The organism is Pseudomonas sp. DWP3-1-3b3 (assembly GCF_049896305.1).
Taxonomy (GTDB): domain Bacteria; phylum Pseudomonadota; class Gammaproteobacteria; order Pseudomonadales; family Pseudomonadaceae; genus Aquipseudomonas; species Aquipseudomonas azotoformans_A.
Map to the genome: position 1 here is coordinate 1,281,061 of NZ_JAFCUA010000001.1, position 18,913 is coordinate 1,299,973.

Here is an 18,913-nt window from a genome sequence, read left to right on the forward strand (position 1 = left end):
TCGTGACTATAGGAGTGACTACCCACCCCGTCAATTGATAGCCTTTAGGCCCCTTTTGTAACAGCCGCCAAGCTGTGGCGCTTGCCGAACAGCGCCACACTCACCACCCCGACCGCCCCCATCACCACGCAATACCCCACGCAAATCCACGGGCTGGTTGGCATCAGCGCAATCAGCAACAACGGCGTGGTACTCGCCCACAGCGCGTAGGCAATGTTGTAGGTAAAGGAAATCCCCGACACCCGCACCTGCGCCGGAAACAGGCCGACCATCACCGACGGCACCGCGCCCACCACGCCGCAACTCAAGCCCGCCACGGCGTACGCTGCACCCAGCCAGATACCGCCGCTGATCAGGCTGGCATACAGCACCGCAATCCCCACCGGCAGCAACAGGCTGTAGACCAGCACTGCGCGCCAGGCGCCGATGCGGTCGACCAGCAAGCCCGCCAGCACACAACCGATATTGAGGAACACGATGCCCAAGGCGCTCAAGGCGAAGGTGTGGCTGGGGCTCATGCCGAAGGTTTTCTGCATCATGGTCGGGGTGATGACCACCAACACCACCACGGCGGAGGTGAGCACGCAGGTGAGGATCATTGCCGGCAGCAGTACGGCGCGATGGTCACGCAATACGGTGCGCAGGGGGAGTTCGGCGGCGGCCTGGCGGCGGGCCTGCATTTCGAGGAACACCGGGGTTTCGCTGAGCCAGCGGCGCAGCCACACGCCAATCACGCCGAACACGCCGCCGAGCAGGAAGGGAAAGCGCCAGGCGTAGTCGAGGATTTCGGCCGGGGTGAAAACTTGCGCCAGCAGGGTCGCCGTCAACGCACCGAGCAGATAGCCGAAGGTCAGGCCGGCTTGCAGGAAGCCCAGGGCGTAACCGCGATGGTGGGGCGGCGCGTGTTCGGCGACGAAGGTCCAGGCACTCGGCACTTCACCGCCCACCGCCGCGCCTTGCAGCACGCGCAACGCCAGCAGGATCAGCGGTGCGAAATAACCGATTTGCGCGTAGGTCGGCATGATCCCGATCAGCAGGCAGGGCAGCGCCATCATCAGAATGCTCAGGCTGAACACGCGCTTGCGTCCAAGGTGATCGGCGAAGTGCGCCATCAGGATGCCGCCCAGCGGGCGCGCCAGGTAACCGGTGACGAAAATGCCAAAGCTTTGCAACAGGCGCAGCCACTCGGGCATTTCCGGCGGGAAGAACAGCTGGCTCAAGGTCAGCGCGAAAAACACGAAGATGATGAAGTCGTAGATTTCCAGGGCACCGCCCAGGGCGGCCAGGCCCAGGGTTTTGTAGTCGGAGCGGGAAAAACGCTGCGCCTGTGCAGGAAGGGTGGCAGTCATGTGGAGGCTCGGCAGACAAACAAAATGGCGTGCAGGTTATGAGCTGAGCCCATTGATGGCAATCACGACAGATATATTTGTTTTCCTCATGGATCGATGAAGATAACTGCATTCCCATATCAATGGCCGTAGCGGAACATGCCGGAAAATTGCCTGCACCTAATAACTATAAGAGGAAAGACTCGTGGCCGACGCTATCGAAGAAAGCCGCTATGCCCGCTTTGCCCTGCGTTGCTCCAACTTCGCCGAACGCTGGTTCCCAGACTCCTGGGTGTTTGCCGCCCTCGCCGTGATCATCGTCGCCGTGGCGACCCTGGGCATGGGCGCCGCGCCGACCGAGGCCGCCAAAGCGTTCGGCGACGGGTTCTGGAGCCTGATCCCCTTCACCATGCAGATGGCCTTTGTGGTGATCGGCGGTTATGTGGTGGCCAGTTCGCCGCCCGCGGTGAAACTGATCGACCGCCTGGCGCGTATCCCGAAGAACGGCCGCTCGGCCGTGGCCTGGGTGGCGTTGATCTCGATGGTCGCCTCCCTGCTGAACTGGGGCCTGTCCCTGGTGTTCGGCGGCTTGCTGGTACGGGCGCTGGCGCGTCGTACGGACTTGAAGATGGATTACCGCGCGGCCGGTGCGGCGGCGTATCTGGGGCTGGGCGCCGTATGGGCGCTGGGGTTGTCGTCGTCCGCGGCGCAGTTACAGGCCAACCCGGCCAGCCTGCCGCCGTCGATTCTGTCGATCACGGGGGTGATCCCGTTCACTGACACCATCTTCCTGTGGCAATCCGGCGTGTTGCTGCTGGCGTTGATCGTGGTCTCGCTCATCATCGCCTACGCCACCGCGCCCGGCCCGAACAGCGCGCGTGATGCCAAGGCCTGTGGCGTCGACCCGGCGTTCAACCTGCCAAAGATTCAAGCACCGACGCGACCCGGTGAATGGCTGGAACACAGCCCATTGCTGACCATCCTGCTGGCACTGCTGGCAGCCGGTTGGCTGTTCCACGAGTTTTCGACCAAGCCGGCGATCAGCGCAATTTCGGGGCTGAACACCTACAATTTCCTGTTCATCATGGTCGGCGCCCTGCTGCACTGGCGCCCGCGCAGCTTCCTCGATGCGGTGGCCCGTGCGGTGCCCACCACCACCGGCGTGCTGATCCAGTTCCCGCTGTACGGCTCGATTGCCGCGCTGATGACGGTGGTGAAAGGCGGTGACGGCCAGACCCTGGCCCACCACATTTCGACCTTCTTCACCTCCATCGCCTCCCACGACACCTACGCGCTGCTGATGGGCGTGTACTCGGCGGTGCTCGGTTTCTTCATTCCGTCGGGCGGCGGCAAGTGGATTATCGAAGCGCCCTATGTGATGCAAGTCGCCAATGACCTGCAATATCACCTGGGCTGGGCGGTGCAGATCTACAACGCTGCCGAGGCGCTGCCAAACCTGATCAACCCGTTCTATATGCTGCCGTTGCTGGGCGTGCTGGGGTTGAAGGCGCGGGATTTGATTGGGTTTTCGTTCGTGCAGTTGCTGGTGCACACGCCGCTGGTGTTGTTCTTGCTGTGGGCGTTGGGGACGACGTTGAAGTATTTGCCGCCGGTCATGCCTTGACCGCATCTTCCGATTAATCGCGTGGGGTTGTCCTACTCAAGACGACGACAACCCCTGACTCCTCCCATCAATGCCTTTGATTAACCTGTCTCGGATTCCTCCTCACCTGAAACCAAGGAAAATCCGATGACGCCCCTCTCCAAATCACTGGAAGAACTGATCACTGATATCTACAAGGACGACAACGTTTCGGTCACTGAATACCGAACCTTGCGCGACGACGCCGACCGCCGCATGGCCGCCGTGATCAAGGAGTTCGGCCTGCATAACAACATCACCGCGTTCCAGAAATCGATCGACGTGGCGATGCAGCTGTTGCAGACCAGTGTCATCGATGCAAAGAAGGCCAAGCTGACCGACACCGGCGAGGCCATCGTCAAGGATGCGGTGACGGCCCAGGTGGAGTACTTGCGCGCGGGCAGCCAGCTGGCACTGCGTCTGCTGTGAAATCAGTGTCTTCGTTCCGTCACATTGCATTGCTACCGTCCTGCGAAATATCTTGCAACATCTCGCCAAGGACTCCCCCGCAATGAGTGACGAGCACGAAGACCGCCCTGCCCCCGATTCCGCCGCCCAACCTCCGGTCGACACCAGCCGTCGGCGCTTCCTGGGAGGCGCAGCGGTGTTGGGGGTCGGCGCGACGTTAAGTGCCTGCGGCAACACCAACGAGGCGCCGGGCAAACCGGTGGCACGTCCGCTCACGTCGCAAGAGTTGGACAAGGCACTGCACGACCAGGTGAAAACCGTGGTGGTGATCTATGCCGAGAACCGCAGCTTCAATAATTTGTTTGCAGATTTCCCTGGTGTAGAGAAGCCGCTGTCGGCGCTGTCCGCCGCCGATACCCAACAACGCGACCGCGACGGTAGCCTGCTGACCACCCTGCCACCAGCCTGGGGTGGCGTGCTGCAAGTCGGCCCACAATCAGTGGACGGGGTGACCTACCCCAGTGAAGTGCAATTCCAGGAAAACCTGCCCAATGCGCCCTTCGCCCTTAAGGGCCCGAACGCCGAAGACCTGCCCCTGAGCCTGGTCACCCGCGACTTGTGGCACGTGTTCTACCAGAACCAGATGCAAATCAACGGCGGTAAAAACGACAGCTTCGTCGCCTGGGCCGACTCGGGTGGCCTGGTGATGGGTCACTACGCCCAGAGCCGTTATTCCCTGCGCCTGTGGGACGTGGCCAAGGAGTTCGTGCTCTGCGACAACTTCTTCCAGGGTGCGTTTGGTGGCTCGTTCCTCAACCACCAGTACCTGATCAGCGCCACCGCGCCGTTTTATCCGAATGCCGCGCAATCGGTGGCCAAGGCGCAGATCGCCACGCTGCAAAGCGATGACCCCACCGACCCGCGCCTCAAGCCGCTGGACAAGTCGCCAGCCAGCGCCATGACCGGCCCACCGCAGTTCGGTCCCAGCGCGTTGACCCCAGACGGTTACGGCGTGAATACCCTGGCCCCGCCCTACTGGCCGACCTGGATCCGCGACCCGGAAAACCCGGATTACTCCAAACCCGACCTGCCCAACGTGCTGGTGCCGCAAACCCACGAACACATTGGCGACAAACTGTCGAAAAAGAATGTCGACTGGGCCTGGTATGCCGGTGCGTGGCAAGCCACCCTGGACCAGTTCAAGGATTCGGGCGGTATCCCGAAGATCCCCAACTTCCAGTATCACCACCAGCCATTCAACTACTTCAAGCAGCAGGGTCCGGAGAATCGCGTCGAGCGTGACAAGCGTCTGCGCGATGGCGGCCTGGGTGACGAGTCCAGCACCAACAAGTTCTTCGCCGACGCCCAGGCCGGCAAACTGCCCGCCGTGACCTTCTACAAGCCTCAGGGCAACCTGAACATGCACGCGGGCTATGCCGACGTGGCCTCGGGCGACCGCCATATCGCCCGCGCCCTGAAGGTGCTGCAAGAGAGCCCGCAGTGGAAAAACATGGTGGTCGTGGTGACCGTCGATGAAAACGGCGGCTGGTGGGACCCTGTGGCACCGCCCAAGGGCGACCGCTGGGGCCCTGGCACGCGGATCCCGGCCATTGTGGTGTCGCCGTTCGCACGCAAGGGCACCGTTGACCATACGGTGTATGACACGGCGTCGATCCTGCGCTTGATCACCCGCGTATTCCAGCTGGAGACCTTGGACGGCCTCAAGCAACGCGATGACGCGATGACCGCCCGTGGCCAGAAACCCATGGGCGACTTGAGCAACGCGTTGCAGTTCAGCCTGTAGGTTTTCTTATCCAATAGCGACACACCTGGCGATTTAGCACGCGGTTTTCCTGGTCAACCGCTACTGTGTGGAGGTGGGCTTTCACCCCGCGCAGACGGGCTTTCGCTGACAAGGAAACAACAATGTTTAAACCGACCAGGTTGTCCTTCACCCTGGCCGCACTGATGGCGAGTGCGGTCGTACAGGCCGACATCGAGGTGCCATTGGGGAGTACGCAACGCGTGACCCAACTGTTCGCCTTCCCCAACAATTGCAATGTGATCTGCTTTCGGCCATGGACGCTGGAACAGACTGCCGAGCATTACTTGAACCAGAGCCTCCAACGGGATGGCTACAGCCGCGCAAAAGTCAGCGTCAAGACCCATGACGGGCAGGTCTCAGCGACCTTCAGCGGTGTGCCTGACAATTACGGCCAACCCCTGACCACGCTGCTCAATACCGCCGACCTGGCCTATCAAGGCGCCAGCAAGCTCAACAGCGACGGCAATTGGGCCTACAACTGGTACTTGTTCCTGCCGTTGGGCATGGCCCTTGAAAACCGCAAAAGCATCGAACTGCTGCACTTCCCGCCGGATTATTCGCTGACCCAGGCCCAGGATTACCTGGAATCGGCCACCACCGACCGCTGGGCCACGTTGCTCACGGATAACGGCATCCCGGCCACCGAAACGCCGGCTTACCAGACCATCATCGATATTGCGCCTATCGCCGCGCCTTCCAACGCGGGCAAGGACCTGGAAACCGTCTACAGCTACTTCACCGATTACCAGACGCGCATGGTCCAGGAACTGAGCCTGTCCGCCAAAGGCGCGTTGCCGATGGTGGCATTTGGCGCACCGGTACGCAGCTGGATCAAGCAGCAGTATGGGCAGACCGTGAACGTGCTGAGCCTGGCGCAGATCAGCCCGACGCCGGGCAAAAGCGTGTCAGTGCTGGGCGCCAATCACCCGAGTTATATCTGGTATGCCGCAAGCCCCGACACCTACGATGGCAACGAGCAGAAAGCCGACGAGGCCGGCTTGAAGGTGATGGGTCAGGATTTGAGCGCCGCCTGCTGGCAGGCCGGAATGGGTCAGAAACCCGCGAGTGATCCGAACGTGTTGCTCAAGGCGTGCATGAATACCTGGCAGGTCACGCGCAAGGAGCAGACGTGTGAATTGTTCTACACCTCGGTGCGCCATATGACCTCGGTGGATGCCAATGCAAAGTGCGCTACACCCGCCATCAAGGGCCAGTTGAAACAGCTGAAAAACGCCGCCCCAGCCCCCGCGATCACAGCCCCGGCGCTGTAAATCGCACAAAAAACAACCGATTTCTACTGTCAACATTGACAGTAGAAATCGGATCCACGTTCAGCGAGTCTTGAACCGCGCCCATCCGCTGCAAGACTGGTAGTCAGACACCACCCGCAGGTCGATGCAGCCTAGCCAAGGAGAGTTATGAAAACTCAGGCCATGGACAAGGCTAAAACTGCTGTGAGTGACTGCCTTTACCCTTTCGCGAACCTATCTCCTGCAAGCGGCTACCCCTCAAGCCGCGAGTTTCAAGTGGTTAACAACCGAGAAGGTGAGTCCATAGGGATCAAGGCCCGCGTCAATTTTGACAGTCAGACGTGTATTGCCAGGTTATCCGGCTACGCGTTGAGTGAACTGGGGCAACATGCGTTCCAGATTTCTTCGCGCATTTACCTGTATGACCGATGGTTCATGAGCCTGATTCGTCACTCGTGCGCTCCCAATACGTGTGCCGACACGGACTACCTGGAGCTGTGGACGGTGGCGAAAGTCACCGCCGGCAGCTGGATCACACTCGACTTCACGTTGACATTCGACAGCTTGCACCGCCAATTTTCTTGCCATTGCGGCACCCCTAATTGCAGAGGCTGGATCAAAGGAGGGAAGCAACAAATCAACACAGAGGGGCTGCGCTTCCTGGAACAGAAGCGCAGCCGCGACAGCCCTTAGGCCTCACCCAACGGACGCAGGCGATACTGCGGTGGCAACTGCTCAAAGCCACTGATCGTGGTGTTCAAGCTCTTCCAGCGCCCATCCTTGATGCCGTAGATGCAACCATGGATCGACAGGCTCTGCCCACGGTGCCAGGCGTTTTGCACAATGCTGGTGTGGCCGACGTTGGCCACTTGCTGGATCACGTTCAGCTCGCACATACGGTCGACGCGCTCTTCTTCGGTCGGCAACTGGGCCAGCACGTCACGGTTTTCGTAATAGAGGTCACGAATGGTGCGCAGCCAGCCGTCGATCAGGCCAAATTGGCGGTCCTGCATCGAGGCACGCACGCCGCCGCAGCCGTAGTGGCCGGTAACGAGGATGTGTTTGACCTTGAGCACGTCCACTGCGTACTGGATCACCGACAGGCAATTGAGGTCGGTGTGCAGCACTACGTTGGCCACGTTGCGGTGCACGAACAGATCCCCCGGCAGCATGCCGACGATCTCGTTGGCCGGCACACGGGCGTCGGAACAGCCGATCCACAGGTATTCCGGAGTTTGCTGGCGGGCGAGCTTGGCGAAGAATTCGGGATCTTCCTGTTTGATCGCGTCCGCCCAGCGTTCATTGTTATCAAGCAGGTCTTGTAGTTCGTTCATCAGGGAAAGCCTCAGGAATGATGCGCAGTTTTGTGACTGACAACCCCACGTCCAGGTCACGCCCTGCCGGTGAATAACAAGCGTGAATTAGCTTGAATCTTTGGGCCGCGTAGCCTGTCCACACACTATAAGCCCCACAGTATGAGGATAGGCCATGACTGAATCACGACGTCCCTACGGCGCTACGCAGCCCGAACCGATTGATGACAATGAAGATCGCATGGGTTCGATGCGCGAGCTGGATTTTGACCAGGATGAACCCTCGGCGCAGACCGGTGATGATTTAACCCCGGAAACCTTGATCCCCGAGGATGGCGCGCGGGATGCCAGGGAGGAAGGCGAAGACAATCCGGCGGATTACGACCTGAGTATCGTGGACGAGGACGAGATTGGCGGCGGCAATGGCCTGGATGAGGCGGAATTGGCGAAGCGGGATCCACTGGACGGAAACCGCTAAGTCAGGCGCGGTCAGTCGACCAGGGTACAGGCCATGACGACCGCATCTTCTCGGCCACCCACGGCGGGGTAATAATCCCGCCGACGGCCGATTTCGTTGAAACCATAACGCTCATACAAGCGGAACGCGCCGGTGTTGCTGTCGCGCACTTCCAGGAAGCACTCACGCGCACTGGCAGCGTAGGCGCGAGACATCAGGTGCTCCAGCAGCGCCAGGCCAAGGCCGCGTCCCTGGTTTTCCGGTTTGACGGTAATGTTCAGCAGGTGGGCCTCGTCGAGGATGATCTGCACCACACCATGCCCTACCTGCTGCTCACCTTCGAACATCAACCAGATCTGATATTTGCCCAGCCCGTCGAGAAAGATCCCACGGGTCCAGGGGTGGCTGAACGCCGCGTATTCGATTTTCAGCACGGCGTCGAGGTCAGCCTCGGTCATCGGGCGAAAGGATAAAGCCTCACTCATCGGTTGTTTTCCAGCGCGCCATCAGCTGGCGCATGGCTTGCCAGACATCAGCCTTACGCTGTGGCTCTTCCATTAATAATTCCAGGCCCGGCAGGGCCCACACCGAGCCCAGTCCTTCGACCTGCAGTTCGCGGTACCAGGCTTCGGCATTGGCTTCGCCGGCAAAGCGCACAGCGGGCAGGCCAATCAGCCACAGGCACACGCAGGGTTCGTCTTCCAGGCGCGCCGACACAAAACCTTGCACAAAATCCCGCGCCGCTTCCGGGCCCTGATCCATTTTGCCGCGCACCAAGAGCGGCCAGCGCACAGGGTCGCCGACGATTTGCGGGCTGTCGGGCAGGCCGGCGGCGCGCAGCATGTCCTTGAGCAGCATGTAGGCGGGGTCGCGGGTCTGGAAGCGTTCGCCGGTGGGCAACTCGACCAGCAACAGGCAGCGGCCGGCTCGCAACAACTGCAGGGCGAAACGCGGCGGCGGCACCACCGGGGCCTTGACCACCGGGGCCGCCTCTTCCACGACTTTGACCGCTTTGGTCATCGGCGACGGGCGCGGTACTTCGACCTTGGCCCGTTCGACGACCGGGCGCGCTTCAGGCGCAGGTTTGACCACCGTCACTGGCGCGGCCGCCTCCTCGCCGGACGACTCGAACGCCTCATAGGGCTCAAGCGCCTGCAACAGCTCGGGCCGCGACGGCGCGGCAAACGGCAGTTCGGTGCGGGGCAGCCAGTTGACCACCTGCATGGCGGTCAAGTAAGCGCGACGTCGGGACTCGATAAGCACAGCTCGGCCACTTGTGGATAACTAAAGAGCGGGGATTCTACCGCTGTTCGGCAACAATCGCCCACTGCGCATTGACCGGCTGTGGATAAATCCCGCGTCCGATGCAGTACAATCGCGACTTTTAATCGCCAACCAGCTGGCCATTCCGATGATCGAACCCAAGCGCGTCTTGCGCGCCCTCGCCGAACACTGGGCCCTGCTTGAGCCACTGTGCGAACACTTCGACCAAGGCACCTTGAGCCTTGGCGAGTTGCGCGCGCAATTGGCGGCCCAACAACTGGACAGCACGCCGCAGGACATTACCAGCCTGTTGGACGTGTGGATTCGCCTGGATATCCTGGTGCCTGTCGCCAAAAGCCCGAACCGTTTCGAGCTCAACGCGCAGATCCACGACTTCCTGGCCTATCTTCGCAAGGAGCACCGGCTTGGCCTGTGCCTGGAAATCGAAGCCTACCTGCGCCATCTCGAGCGCCTGGCGGGTTATATCCAGGACGCCTTCGACATCCGTGACGGCCACGACCTCGCCCGCCAACTGCGCCTGCTCGATATGCGCGTGCGGGATGTGCTGAAAAAACTCGCCAACGACGAACAGGCCCTCGCCGCCGTGGCCGACCGGGCCAAGACCAGCGACCGGCAGATCCCGTTGCGCCAGCGTTACGCCGAGGTCCTGGCGACCTGGGACGAATACGTCGAACCGATGATCCAACTGGTGAACGCCGATGGCGCCTTCGAACAAGGCGTGCGCAAGGTGGAAAATGTGCTGCTGCGCATGCTCACCGAGCAACAGCGCCTCGGCCACCTGGTGGACGACGACATGCTGCTGCGTACCCACGCGCGCATCCTCGAAATGCAGACCAGCGCCCAACTGACCTTGCGTCATGCCCGCGAACTGCTGCTGCCGCTGCGTGAAGAAGCGCGCCGGCACAACGCCGTGACCCGTGGCGCGGCGCTGGCCCTATCGGCCATCCGCCGTAAAGGCCTGGACGCGGTGCCACAGGCCGCGATGCCGATGTTTACCCGCCCGCAAAGCACCTTCCTCGGCAGTGCCAGCCAAGTGGAAGCTTATGTGTACGCCCTGGCGAATTTCGAGCCGAAACCAGCAAAATTCCCCAAGGCGCACAAATCCCACAAGGGCGACGCCCAGCGCGCACCGCGCACGGTCAAGGAGATGCTCGAACGCTGCGAAGACGCGCTGCCGATGCCGGACCTGATGACCTGGCTGCTGGAGCAGGAACCGGACGGCGCCACCGACGAATTGCTGTACTGGTTCTCGCGCCTGTCCCGCGAAAAACGCTTCAAGCGCGAACGCCTGGAACGCCGCGAGTACCACACCATCGAGCACCAGGTCAGCCTGCGCTCCTTCGCCCTGCTCCCGGTCGGTTCCGACGCCGCCGAGCACTCTGCGAGTACACCCCATGCATCTTGATCTATCCGAACTGTCCCAGCTGGCGCCGATCTTTCGCGAGCTGTTCAAGGGTTACCACGTCAGCCGCCGCGACCCGGAGCTGTACGCGCAACTGTCGAACTTCCAGGACCAGTACCGCACGCTGTTCAAGGCCCTGGGCTTTGAACTGGTGTGCGATACGCGGGGTTTCTACTACTTCGTGCCGGACTCCGCCATCGCCAGTGCGCAGGTGAACAAGACCGCCCAGCGCCTGGCGTTGTTCACCTTCATCATCGTCGAGCATCTGGCCGACCAGGGCCGCGACCCGATTGCCGTGCTCGATGGTGGCAGCCTCGGCCGCGATGAACTGCCGTCGCTGCTGGAGAAGTACCGCGACCTGTTTATCCAGGCCGAAGTGCAGACCCAGGAAGAACTCGAAGAAAAAATCATGCGCCGCATGACCCAGCTGGGTTTTGCCAGCGAAGACAACGGCATCTACCGCTTCCTGCCGCCGATGCACCGCTTCCTCGATGTGTGCCTGTCGGTGCAGCAAGACCGTGACCTGGCGGCCAGCGTGCACAGCGTGTTGCCGCTGCCGGCACCGGTGATCATCGACGAAGACAGCGATGAAAAACTGCTGAAAACCGATGATCCGCTGGACTTGAGTGACTTTGCCGACGAAAGCGAAGAAGACGCCCTGGCCCGCGCCATTGCCGAAGAACAGGAGACCGACGCATGAGTAAGGAACGCTACGGCATCCGCCGCTTCGCCCTATTGAATACCGCAGGTTACAGCCTGGGCTTGTTCCCACTGGAAGAACCGCTGTCGGTGTATGGCGCGAACAACCTGGGTAAATCCGCGTCGATCAACGCCTTGCAGTTCCCGATCCTGGCGCGCATGTCGGACATGAGTTTCGGCAAGTACACCCTGGAGCAATCGCGGCGCTTCTACTTTGCCACCGACACCAGCTACATCCTGGTGGAAGTCTCCCTGCCCCACGGCCCGCATGTGATCGGCGTGGTCGGGCGCGGCCCGGGCGGTGGTTTCGGTCACCAGTTCTTTGCCTATGCGGGCAAGCTGGATTTGGCTCACTACCAGAAGAACGACACCTGCCTGCGTCAGAAAGAACTGTTCACCAACCTTGAGCGCGAAGGCCTGAAAGCCTACGAACTCAAGCCGGATGAACTACGTCGCTTGCTAGTAGGCGGCCATACGTCGATCCCGCTGGACCTCACACTGATTCCGCTGCGCTCCACCAGCGAGCAAAGCCTGAAGACCTTCCGCGCGCTGTTTATCAACCTGCTGCACATGCGCGAAATCACCGCGGCCAAGCTCAAGCAGCTGTTCCTGGATGCGTTCGAACACAGCCTGCGCTCCGGTAGCGTGGATTACATTGCCGCGTGCGAAGAAGCGTTCCGCGATGTACGCCGCATGGAACAGGACTACAACTCGCTGGTGGCCGCTGGTCCATTGGTTGAAGCCCTGTCCAATGGCGTTCGCCAGCGCGATGTATTGCGCGGCAAACTACATCGGCTGTCGCCATTGCTCGATTCGTTGCTGGGCACTTGGTCGGACTACGCCAGTGCGCGCAAGGAAGAGCTGACCATCCAGGCCGAGCACTACCGTAACGAGCAGGACGCGTTGCAGAACGACCAGCGCGGCGGCACTCAGGAGTTGATGCGCCTGGAGCGGGAAATCAGCGGGATTCAGCGTTGGCTGGGCGAGCTGTCGGTACTCAAGCATCGCTTTGCGTTGGTGGATGACGTGAAGGTGCTGGAGCAACAGCTGTTGGCGGCCAAGGATGCTCACGATGAACTGGCGGGCGCGTTGGCGCAGTCGCGGCAGTTCAGCGCCGAGGATTTGGACGAGCGTCTGCGCGACCTGGAAAAACGCTTGAAGTCGGTCAAGCAGCAACTCGACCACGCCGACAACAACAGCTACGCGAAACTGCGGGAAGAATTCTCACAGCCGGATGTCGAGCGTCTGATGCGCCTGTTCAACAGTTCGTTGTTCAGCCTGCCATTGGGCGCGCATGGCATTACGCTGGACGAGGATGGCCTGTGGGTCAAATCCCTGGAGCAGATCCTCGATGGCTTCAAGGGCGAGCGTTTTGAAGTGCCGGGGCTGTCCATCGACATCTCCCACATCGAACCGCCTGCGTTGCAAGCCTTGGCAGACCGCGCGGCGTTGCGCGACCAGAAAGAACGCCTGGAGAAAGAACTCAAGCAGCTGAAAACCCAGCAGGCTGTCGCGTCTGACCGCGCTGCGAGCAAGACCCAGACCGAAGCGTTGTACCAGCAGGTGCTGGATGCGCAAAAGGCCCTGGAAGACTTCCGCCGCGCGCAAACCCTGAGCGCAGAAGAAGGCGAGAAGCTGGAAAACCTGGCGCAGATGGAAGCAGCGCAGGACGAGTTGAAGCGCTCCAGCGATGCGTTCACCGAGCGCGTCCAGCAACTGTCGGCCAAGCTGCAACTGGTGGGCCGTCAGATTGGCGACATGGAAGCCAAGCAGCGCACACTGGATGACGCGCTGCGCCGTCGCCAGTTGTTGCCGGCGGACCTACCGTTCGGCACACCGTTCATGGACCCGGTCGACGATTCCATGGACAACCTGCTGCCGCTGCTCAATGACTATCAGGACAGTTGGCAAGGCCTGTTGCGCGCTGATGGCCAGATCGAAGCGCTGTATGCCCAGGTGCGCCTCAAGGGCGTGGCCAAGTTCGACAGCGAGGATGACGTTGAGCGTCGCCTGCAGTTGCTGATCAACGCTTATGCACACCGCACTGACGAGGCCCTGACCCTGGGCAAGGCACGTCGCGCAGCGGTGACCGACATTGCGCGGACCCTGCGTAATATCCGCAGCGACTACGACAGCCTCGAGCACCAATTGGCGTTGTTCAACCGCGAGATCAACAAACGCCAGGTCTCTAACCTGCAAAGCTTCCGCATCGTGCTGGCGCCGAACAAGGAAGCGCTCAAGCATATCGACCAGATCATCCACAGTGCCGGCCAGTATGAAGAAGGCGAGACGCTGTCGGTGTTCGACCTGAGCCAAAGCGCCGAGCAGGACAACAAGAACGAAGAAGCCAAGGAATACCTGGCGCGCCTGGTGGCCGCCAACCATAACCAGTTGGGCCTCAAGGACTTGTTCGAGCTGGCGTTCGAGATCACCAAGGTGCACGGCCAGCCGGTGATTCACACCGACATCGATGGCGCGGCGTCCAACGGCACCACCATGACCATCAAGGCGTTGACCAACATGTACCTGTTGCTGCACTTGATGGACCGCGACCAGGCCGGGCGCGTGCGTCTACCGTACTACCTCGACGAGGCGGCGGACATCGACGAGAAAAACCAGGCGGCGCTGCTGGAAACCAGCTTGCAGCTGGGCTTCGTGCCGATTCTGGCCAGTGTGAAGCCGCAGGTGTCGGCGCAGGTGGCAATCGACCTGGAAGGCGGCAGCGGGCCGAACGGGATCTATATCGATGAGGCGGACTGGAAGTACATCCGTCGCCATGATGTGGTGAAGGCGACGATGAATGTACAGGCGGACGAGCCGGAGCTGGATGAGGTCTGATTTGTTTCGCTGAAATGCAAAAGGCCGCGATCTTCTGGATCGCGGCCTTTTTTATGAGCGCTTATTTGCCGAGTGGGATTTTAGGTGCCCAGGTCAGCCATTCATCTTCGAACTTGTCGAACAGCGGGAAGGTTTGTTGTGGGCGGGCGGCGTTGCCCATGCGTTCGCCGTCGGGTGTGGCGAAGGCGATACCGCCGGCGACCAGGGTTTCCAGGGACTCCGTGCGTACGGTGGCACCTTTGAACAGACCGAAGTCGAGGCCAAAACCGCTGGTGTTCCAGAAGCGACTGCCGCTGCGCACCAGTGGTGCATATTTAGGCTCGATCAGGATATGGATCAATACGCGGTCGGCGGTCTGGCCCAACTCGTAGCCGGTGACCTTGCCCACGGTGACTTCACGGTAAGTGACCGGTACACCTTCCTTCAGCGAACCACGGCGTGCGGCGCTGAGGGTCAGGCTCAGGCCAGCTTCCTGATGCACAGCTTCAGGCGGCTGGTCCAACGCGACGAAGCTCTTTTGCGGGCCGGCGTTTTTCGCCGCCGGTTGCACTTCGATGTATTGCCCGGTGACCAGGGTTTCCAGGTTGGAGGTTTTCATCAGGCCCAGCTCAGGCTTGACCACCCAGAACTGGCTGCCGACGCGTGCAATGCGGTCCGCCACTTGGTTGATACGGGCGCTGAGCAGTACCGACTGCATGTCGGCGCTGAGATCGACACTTTCAATCTTGCCCACGTCCAGGCCCTTGAAACGCACGGGTGTGCCAGGACGCAGGCCGTCGGCACGGTCGACCTTGATGGTCACCAAGGTGCCGTGTTGGTTGGCGGCCTCGCGGTCGGCAAACAGACGGAAACGCGGGATGCGCTTTTTCAACGGGACATTCGGTTCCGGGGTTTCGAAGGCGATACCGCCGGCCATCAGGCTGGCCAGCGACTCACTCTTGACCTGAATACCACCGGTGAGGCCACCGGTCAGGGTGACGCCGCTGGCATTCCAGAAGCGCGTCGAGCCGTTGACCAGGTTCTCGTATTCCTTCTCGATGTGGACGCCGATCACCAGTTGCTTGTTCTTGCGCGAAAACTGGTAGCTCTGCACCGACCCGACCTTGACCTGCTTGTAGAGGATCGGGCTGCCAACATCCAGGGAGCCGAGGTTGTCAGTGAACAACACCATGTGCAGGCCAGGGGAACGCAGGTCCAACGGCGGCGCCTTGGCACGGGCGACGTACTCCCTTTGTGGAGGGGTGCCTTTGTCGCCTGGGCGGATGGCGATGTAGTTACCCTTGACCAAGGCTTCAAGCCCGGTGATACCGGCAAGGGAGATAGACGGTTTGACGACCCAGAATTGAGTGTCCTGTACCAAATAGTCTTCGGCCAGGGGGTCGAGCGTCAGTTCTGCGTTGGCACTGGAAAGGTCAGGGTTGATCTTCAGGGTTTTCAGGCTGCCGACTTGAATGCCTTTGTACATGACTGGCGTACGCCCCGCCTGCAGGCCTTCGAAATCGGTGAGCTTGACCTTGACCCTGATGCCGGCCGCGGCCGCATCGAAATCTTCGTACAGGCGGAAGGGCAGGCTAGGATCCGTCGGCGGGCTGTCCTTGCGGTTCTCCGGCGTGGCGAAGGCGATGCCCCCAGCAACGATGCTGGAAAGGGATTCGCTGCGCACCTTTACACCGGAAAGGTTGGCGTCGATGCTGATGCCACTGGCGTTCCAGAAACGTGTGTGTTTGCGCACCAAGCTGGCGTAGGTGGGTTCGATATAGACCTTGATCTCGACCGTGCTCTGGTCTTCAGAGAGCAGGTAGCTTTTGACTTGGCCAACTTGGATCTGTTTGTAGAACACCGGACTGCCACGGTTGAGCGAGCCAAGGCGGTCGGCTTTGACGGTCAGATGCAGGCCCGGTTTGGCGTCGGACAAAGGCGGCTCTTCGGAAAGGGCTTTGAATTTGCGTGTGGGCTCACCATCGCCTGGGCTGGCAGCAATGTAGTTACCTGACACCAAGGTTTCCAGACCGGTGATACCGGCGAGGGTAACGCTCGGTTTGACCAGCCAGAAACGCGTATTGGTCTTGAGGTACTGGTCGACGTCCTTGTTCATCTCGATGGTGGCGATCACCCCGCGATTGTTGCCCTCATCATCCAGGGCCAGGGCCTTGACCTTACCCACCGGCATGCCTTTGTAGACCACTTCGGTCTTGTTGACCTGGATGCCTTCACCGCTTTCAAAGCGCACCTGGATATCGATGCCCTGTTGGGAATAGGCACGCCACCCCAGCCAGCCACCGATGATCAGGGCAATCAGGGGCAGCACCCAAATAGCCGACCAGTTGGAAGCTGGGCGGGTTTTAGCTTTAGGCAAATCACTCATGGTCGTCGTCCGACTCCGTGTTATCCCAAATCAGTCGGGGATCGAAAGTTACTGCGGCAAGCATCGTCAAGATCACCACACTGGCGAACGCTGCAGCACCGAGATTGGCCTCGACACTGGCAAGTCGCCCAAAGTTTACAACCGCCACCAGGATGGCGATCACGAAGATATCCAGCATGGACCAGCGGCCAATGAATTCGATAAAGCGGTACATCACGATGCGTTGTTGCGCGGACAGTGGTTGACGACGCTGCACCGAGAACAGTAGCAGACCTATGCCGACCAGCTTGAACGTGGGCACCAGGATACTGGCAATGAACACCACAGCGGCGATGGGGAACATGCCGTGCTGCACCAGTTGGATCACGCCCGCCATGATGGTACTGGGATCGCCCTGACCAAGGGAGTTGATGGTCATGATCGGCAACAGGTTGGCGGGAATGTACAAGATGGCCGCCGTGATCAGCAGCGCCCATGTGCGGGCAAGGCTGTTGGGACGACGAGCATGGATCAGCGCACCACAACGCGTGCAGATTTGCTCGTCGCTGTCGGCGTCTTGTTTGTTCAACTCATGGCATTCGGTACAAATCAGAATGCCTGCATCAATCGCCCGCATGTTCATCCTCTCCTGACAACGCTTGCCAGATCTGGTGGGGCGACATCACCACCTCAAGCAACACCTGAACCATTAACAAGCTGACAAAGCAGACAAGACCGAGGCCTACCGTGATGGCGGCCATATCGGCGAGTTTAACGATCGCCACCAGGACGCCCATCAAATAGACCTCCAACATGCCCCAGTCTTTCATGTGATGGTAAATGCGGTACAACAGCAGTCCATAACTGCGGCCGATGTTCCAGCGAATACTGAGCAACACTGCCAACTGGCAAAGCAGCTTGAGCAAGGGAATCCCCATGCTGCACAGGAAGACGACAGCGGCGACGCCTTGCATGCCGGTATCGAACAGGCCGACGACGCCGCTCCACACGGTGTCTTCAGAGGACTGCCCAAGTAGATTGAGCTGCATGATCGGCAGAAAGTTCGCGGGGATGTACAACAGCAACGCCGCCAGCACCAGGGCGAGACTTCGCTCAACGACATTGTGGCGGTGAGCGTACAACTCGTAACCGCAACGCGGACATTGGGCTTTTTCGCCGAGGGCGAGCACTGGTTTGCGCATCAGCAAGTCGCACTCATGGCATGCCACCAGGTCGTCCAGTGGTAAATCCGATACCTCTAGGGCATCAACCGGATCGGGCATAAGTAGGGCTCGGACTCTAAAAAAGGTTAGGTGCCTATTCTAGTGGTCTGGTTCAGAAATAACTGTGCAAATTTGTCGGGAGGTTCGCGGCGCTGAAGTTTTCGAGCGCCCAAAACAAAACCCCATCTGCTTTCGCAAATGGGGTTCTGGAATTTAATCTTGACGATGACCTACTCTCACATGGGGAAACCCCACACTACCATCGGCGATGCATCGTTTCACTGCTGAGTTCGGGATGGGATCAGGTGGTTCCAATGCTCTATGGTCGTCAAGAAATTCGGGTACTGAATCGTGGCAGGTGCCTCGCTTCAGCAAATTGGGTATGTGACAGCTTTCGGTGTTTTGTGAGCATCGAACTTTCGGTTCTATCGTCTTCACACACCGCAATCTGGTTGCTCTGGATTAGAGAGCCGACGCAAATTGCTTGGGTGTTATATGGTCAAGCCTCACGGGCAATTAGTATTGGTTAGCTCAACGCCTCACAGCGCTTACACACCCAACCTATCAACGTCGTAGTCTTCGACGGCCCTTCAGGGAACTCAAGGTTCCAGTGAGATCTCATCTTGAGGCTAGTTTCCCGCTTAGATGCTTTCAGCGGTTATCTATTCCGAACATAGCTACCCGGCAATGCCACTGGCGTGACAACCGGAACACCAGAGGTTCGTCCACTCCGGTCCTCTCGTACTAGGAGCAGCCCCTCTCAAATCTCAAACGTCCACGGCAGATAGGGACCGAACTGTCTCACGACGTTCTAAACCCAGCTCACATCGTGCCCACCGTCGGCAATAACGAAAAAGACCAGGCGTTTATTGCCTTCATCGAACGCGATGCCCAAGGCCT

General features: G+C 60.1%; 16 protein-coding genes and 2 rRNA genes. 9 read left to right on the forward strand and 9 right to left on the reverse strand.

The window, feature by feature from the left end:
* Positions 1-44: 44 nt before the first annotated feature.
* Positions 45-1,349: an MFS transporter gene (locus ACP7BX_RS06265; protein WP_426127983.1), complete on the reverse strand. Its 1,305-nt coding sequence runs from the start codon at positions 1,347-1,349 to the stop codon at positions 45-47.
* A 184-nt stretch (positions 1,350-1,533) separates the two neighbouring features.
* Here ACP7BX_RS06265 and ACP7BX_RS06270 point away from each other — a divergent pair, with 184 nt between their 5' ends.
* From ACP7BX_RS06270 to ACP7BX_RS06290, 5 genes are all read left to right on the forward strand, one after another.
* Entirely contained in the window at positions 1,534-2,952 is a 1,419-nt protein-coding gene (locus tag ACP7BX_RS06270; RefSeq protein ID WP_033898403.1) for a short-chain fatty acid transporter, read from the forward strand.
* 126 nt (positions 2,953-3,078) lie between these two features.
* Positions 3,079-3,399, forward strand: a complete 321-nt coding sequence (locus ACP7BX_RS06275; RefSeq protein WP_314533407.1) for a hypothetical protein — start codon at positions 3,079-3,081, stop codon at positions 3,397-3,399.
* Positions 3,400-3,481: 82 nt separating this feature from the next.
* Positions 3,482-5,182, forward strand: coding sequence for an acid phosphatase (acpA, locus tag ACP7BX_RS06280; protein ID WP_426127981.1), 1,701 nt, complete (start codon positions 3,482-3,484; stop codon positions 5,180-5,182).
* Between the two features lie 122 nt (positions 5,183-5,304).
* Positions 5,305-6,474, forward strand: a complete 1,170-nt coding sequence (locus ACP7BX_RS06285) for a hypothetical protein (RefSeq protein ID WP_426127979.1) — start codon at positions 5,305-5,307, stop codon at positions 6,472-6,474.
* Positions 6,475-6,621: 147 nt separating this feature from the next.
* On the forward strand, positions 6,622-7,146 hold the full coding sequence (locus ACP7BX_RS06290; RefSeq protein WP_426127977.1) for an SET domain-containing protein-lysine N-methyltransferase: 525 nt from the start codon (positions 6,622-6,624) through the stop codon (positions 7,144-7,146).
* Here ACP7BX_RS06290 and can read toward each other — a convergent pair.
* The gene (gene can / locus ACP7BX_RS06295; protein ID WP_003188288.1) at positions 7,143-7,787 is read right to left on the reverse strand and encodes a carbonate dehydratase; all 645 of its coding nucleotides are present in this window, start codon (positions 7,785-7,787) and stop codon (positions 7,143-7,145) included. The genes ACP7BX_RS06290 and can overlap by 4 nt on opposite strands.
* Before the next feature lie 154 nt (positions 7,788-7,941).
* On the opposite strand from can, the gene ACP7BX_RS06300 reads away from it, so the two are divergent.
* Positions 7,942-8,244 (forward strand): hypothetical protein, encoded by a 303-nt coding sequence (locus tag ACP7BX_RS06300; RefSeq protein ID WP_033898397.1) that lies wholly within the window; start codon positions 7,942-7,944, stop codon positions 8,242-8,244.
* A gap of 11 nt (positions 8,245-8,255) precedes the next feature.
* Here ACP7BX_RS06300 and rimI read toward each other — a convergent pair whose 3' ends face one another.
* Together rimI and ACP7BX_RS06310 are read right to left on the reverse strand one after the other, a co-directional pair.
* Positions 8,256-8,708, reverse strand: a complete 453-nt coding sequence (gene rimI / locus ACP7BX_RS06305; RefSeq protein WP_005784514.1) for a ribosomal protein S18-alanine N-acetyltransferase — start codon at positions 8,706-8,708, stop codon at positions 8,256-8,258.
* On the reverse strand, positions 8,701-9,447 hold the full coding sequence (locus ACP7BX_RS06310) for an energy transducer TonB (protein WP_426128448.1): 747 nt from the start codon (positions 9,445-9,447) through the stop codon (positions 8,701-8,703). The genes rimI and ACP7BX_RS06310 overlap by 8 nt, the downstream gene beginning before the upstream one ends.
* 187 nt (positions 9,448-9,634) lie before the next feature.
* On the opposite strand from ACP7BX_RS06310, the gene mksB reads away from it, so the two are divergent.
* From mksB to mksF, 3 genes are read left to right on the forward strand one after another with little or no spacing between them, the layout of a single operon-like run.
* A complete protein-coding gene (gene mksB, locus ACP7BX_RS06315; RefSeq protein ID WP_426127975.1) occupies positions 9,635-10,912 on the forward strand; it encodes an Mks condensin complex protein MksB in 1,278 nt (425 codons plus the stop codon).
* On the forward strand, positions 10,902-11,609 hold the full coding sequence (gene mksE, locus ACP7BX_RS06320; RefSeq protein ID WP_012722059.1) for an Mks condensin complex protein MksE: 708 nt from the start codon (positions 10,902-10,904) through the stop codon (positions 11,607-11,609). The genes mksB and mksE overlap by 11 nt, the downstream gene beginning before the upstream one ends.
* Complete coding sequence (gene mksF, locus ACP7BX_RS06325; protein ID WP_133074864.1) at positions 11,606-14,446, forward strand: Mks condensin complex protein MksF; 2,841 nt, start codon at positions 11,606-11,608, stop codon at positions 14,444-14,446. Before mksE ends, mksF begins: the two co-directional genes overlap by 4 nt.
* 61 nt (positions 14,447-14,507) lie before the next feature.
* Here the strand turns inward: mksF and ACP7BX_RS06330 are convergent, their stop codons facing one another.
* From ACP7BX_RS06330 to ACP7BX_RS06350, 5 genes are all read right to left on the reverse strand, one after another.
* Entirely contained in the window at positions 14,508-16,811 is a 2,304-nt protein-coding gene (locus tag ACP7BX_RS06330; RefSeq protein ID WP_426127972.1) for an MlaD family protein, read from the reverse strand.
* Positions 16,804-17,427 carry a paraquat-inducible protein A gene (locus ACP7BX_RS06335; protein WP_033898388.1) on the reverse strand — a complete coding sequence of 208 codons (624 nt, stop codon included), beginning with the start codon at positions 17,425-17,427 and terminating at the stop codon, positions 16,804-16,806. Before ACP7BX_RS06335 ends, ACP7BX_RS06330 begins: the two co-directional genes overlap by 8 nt.
* On the reverse strand, positions 17,414-18,073 hold the full coding sequence (locus tag ACP7BX_RS06340; protein ID WP_177112583.1) for a paraquat-inducible protein A: 660 nt from the start codon (positions 18,071-18,073) through the stop codon (positions 17,414-17,416). Before ACP7BX_RS06340 ends, ACP7BX_RS06335 begins: the two co-directional genes overlap by 14 nt.
* A 157-nt stretch (positions 18,074-18,230) precedes the next feature.
* Positions 18,231-18,346 (reverse strand): 5S ribosomal RNA (rrf, locus tag ACP7BX_RS06345).
* Positions 18,347-18,508: 162 nt separating this feature from the next.
* Positions 18,509-18,913: ribosomal RNA gene (locus ACP7BX_RS06350) — 23S ribosomal RNA — on the reverse strand; the annotation flags it as partial.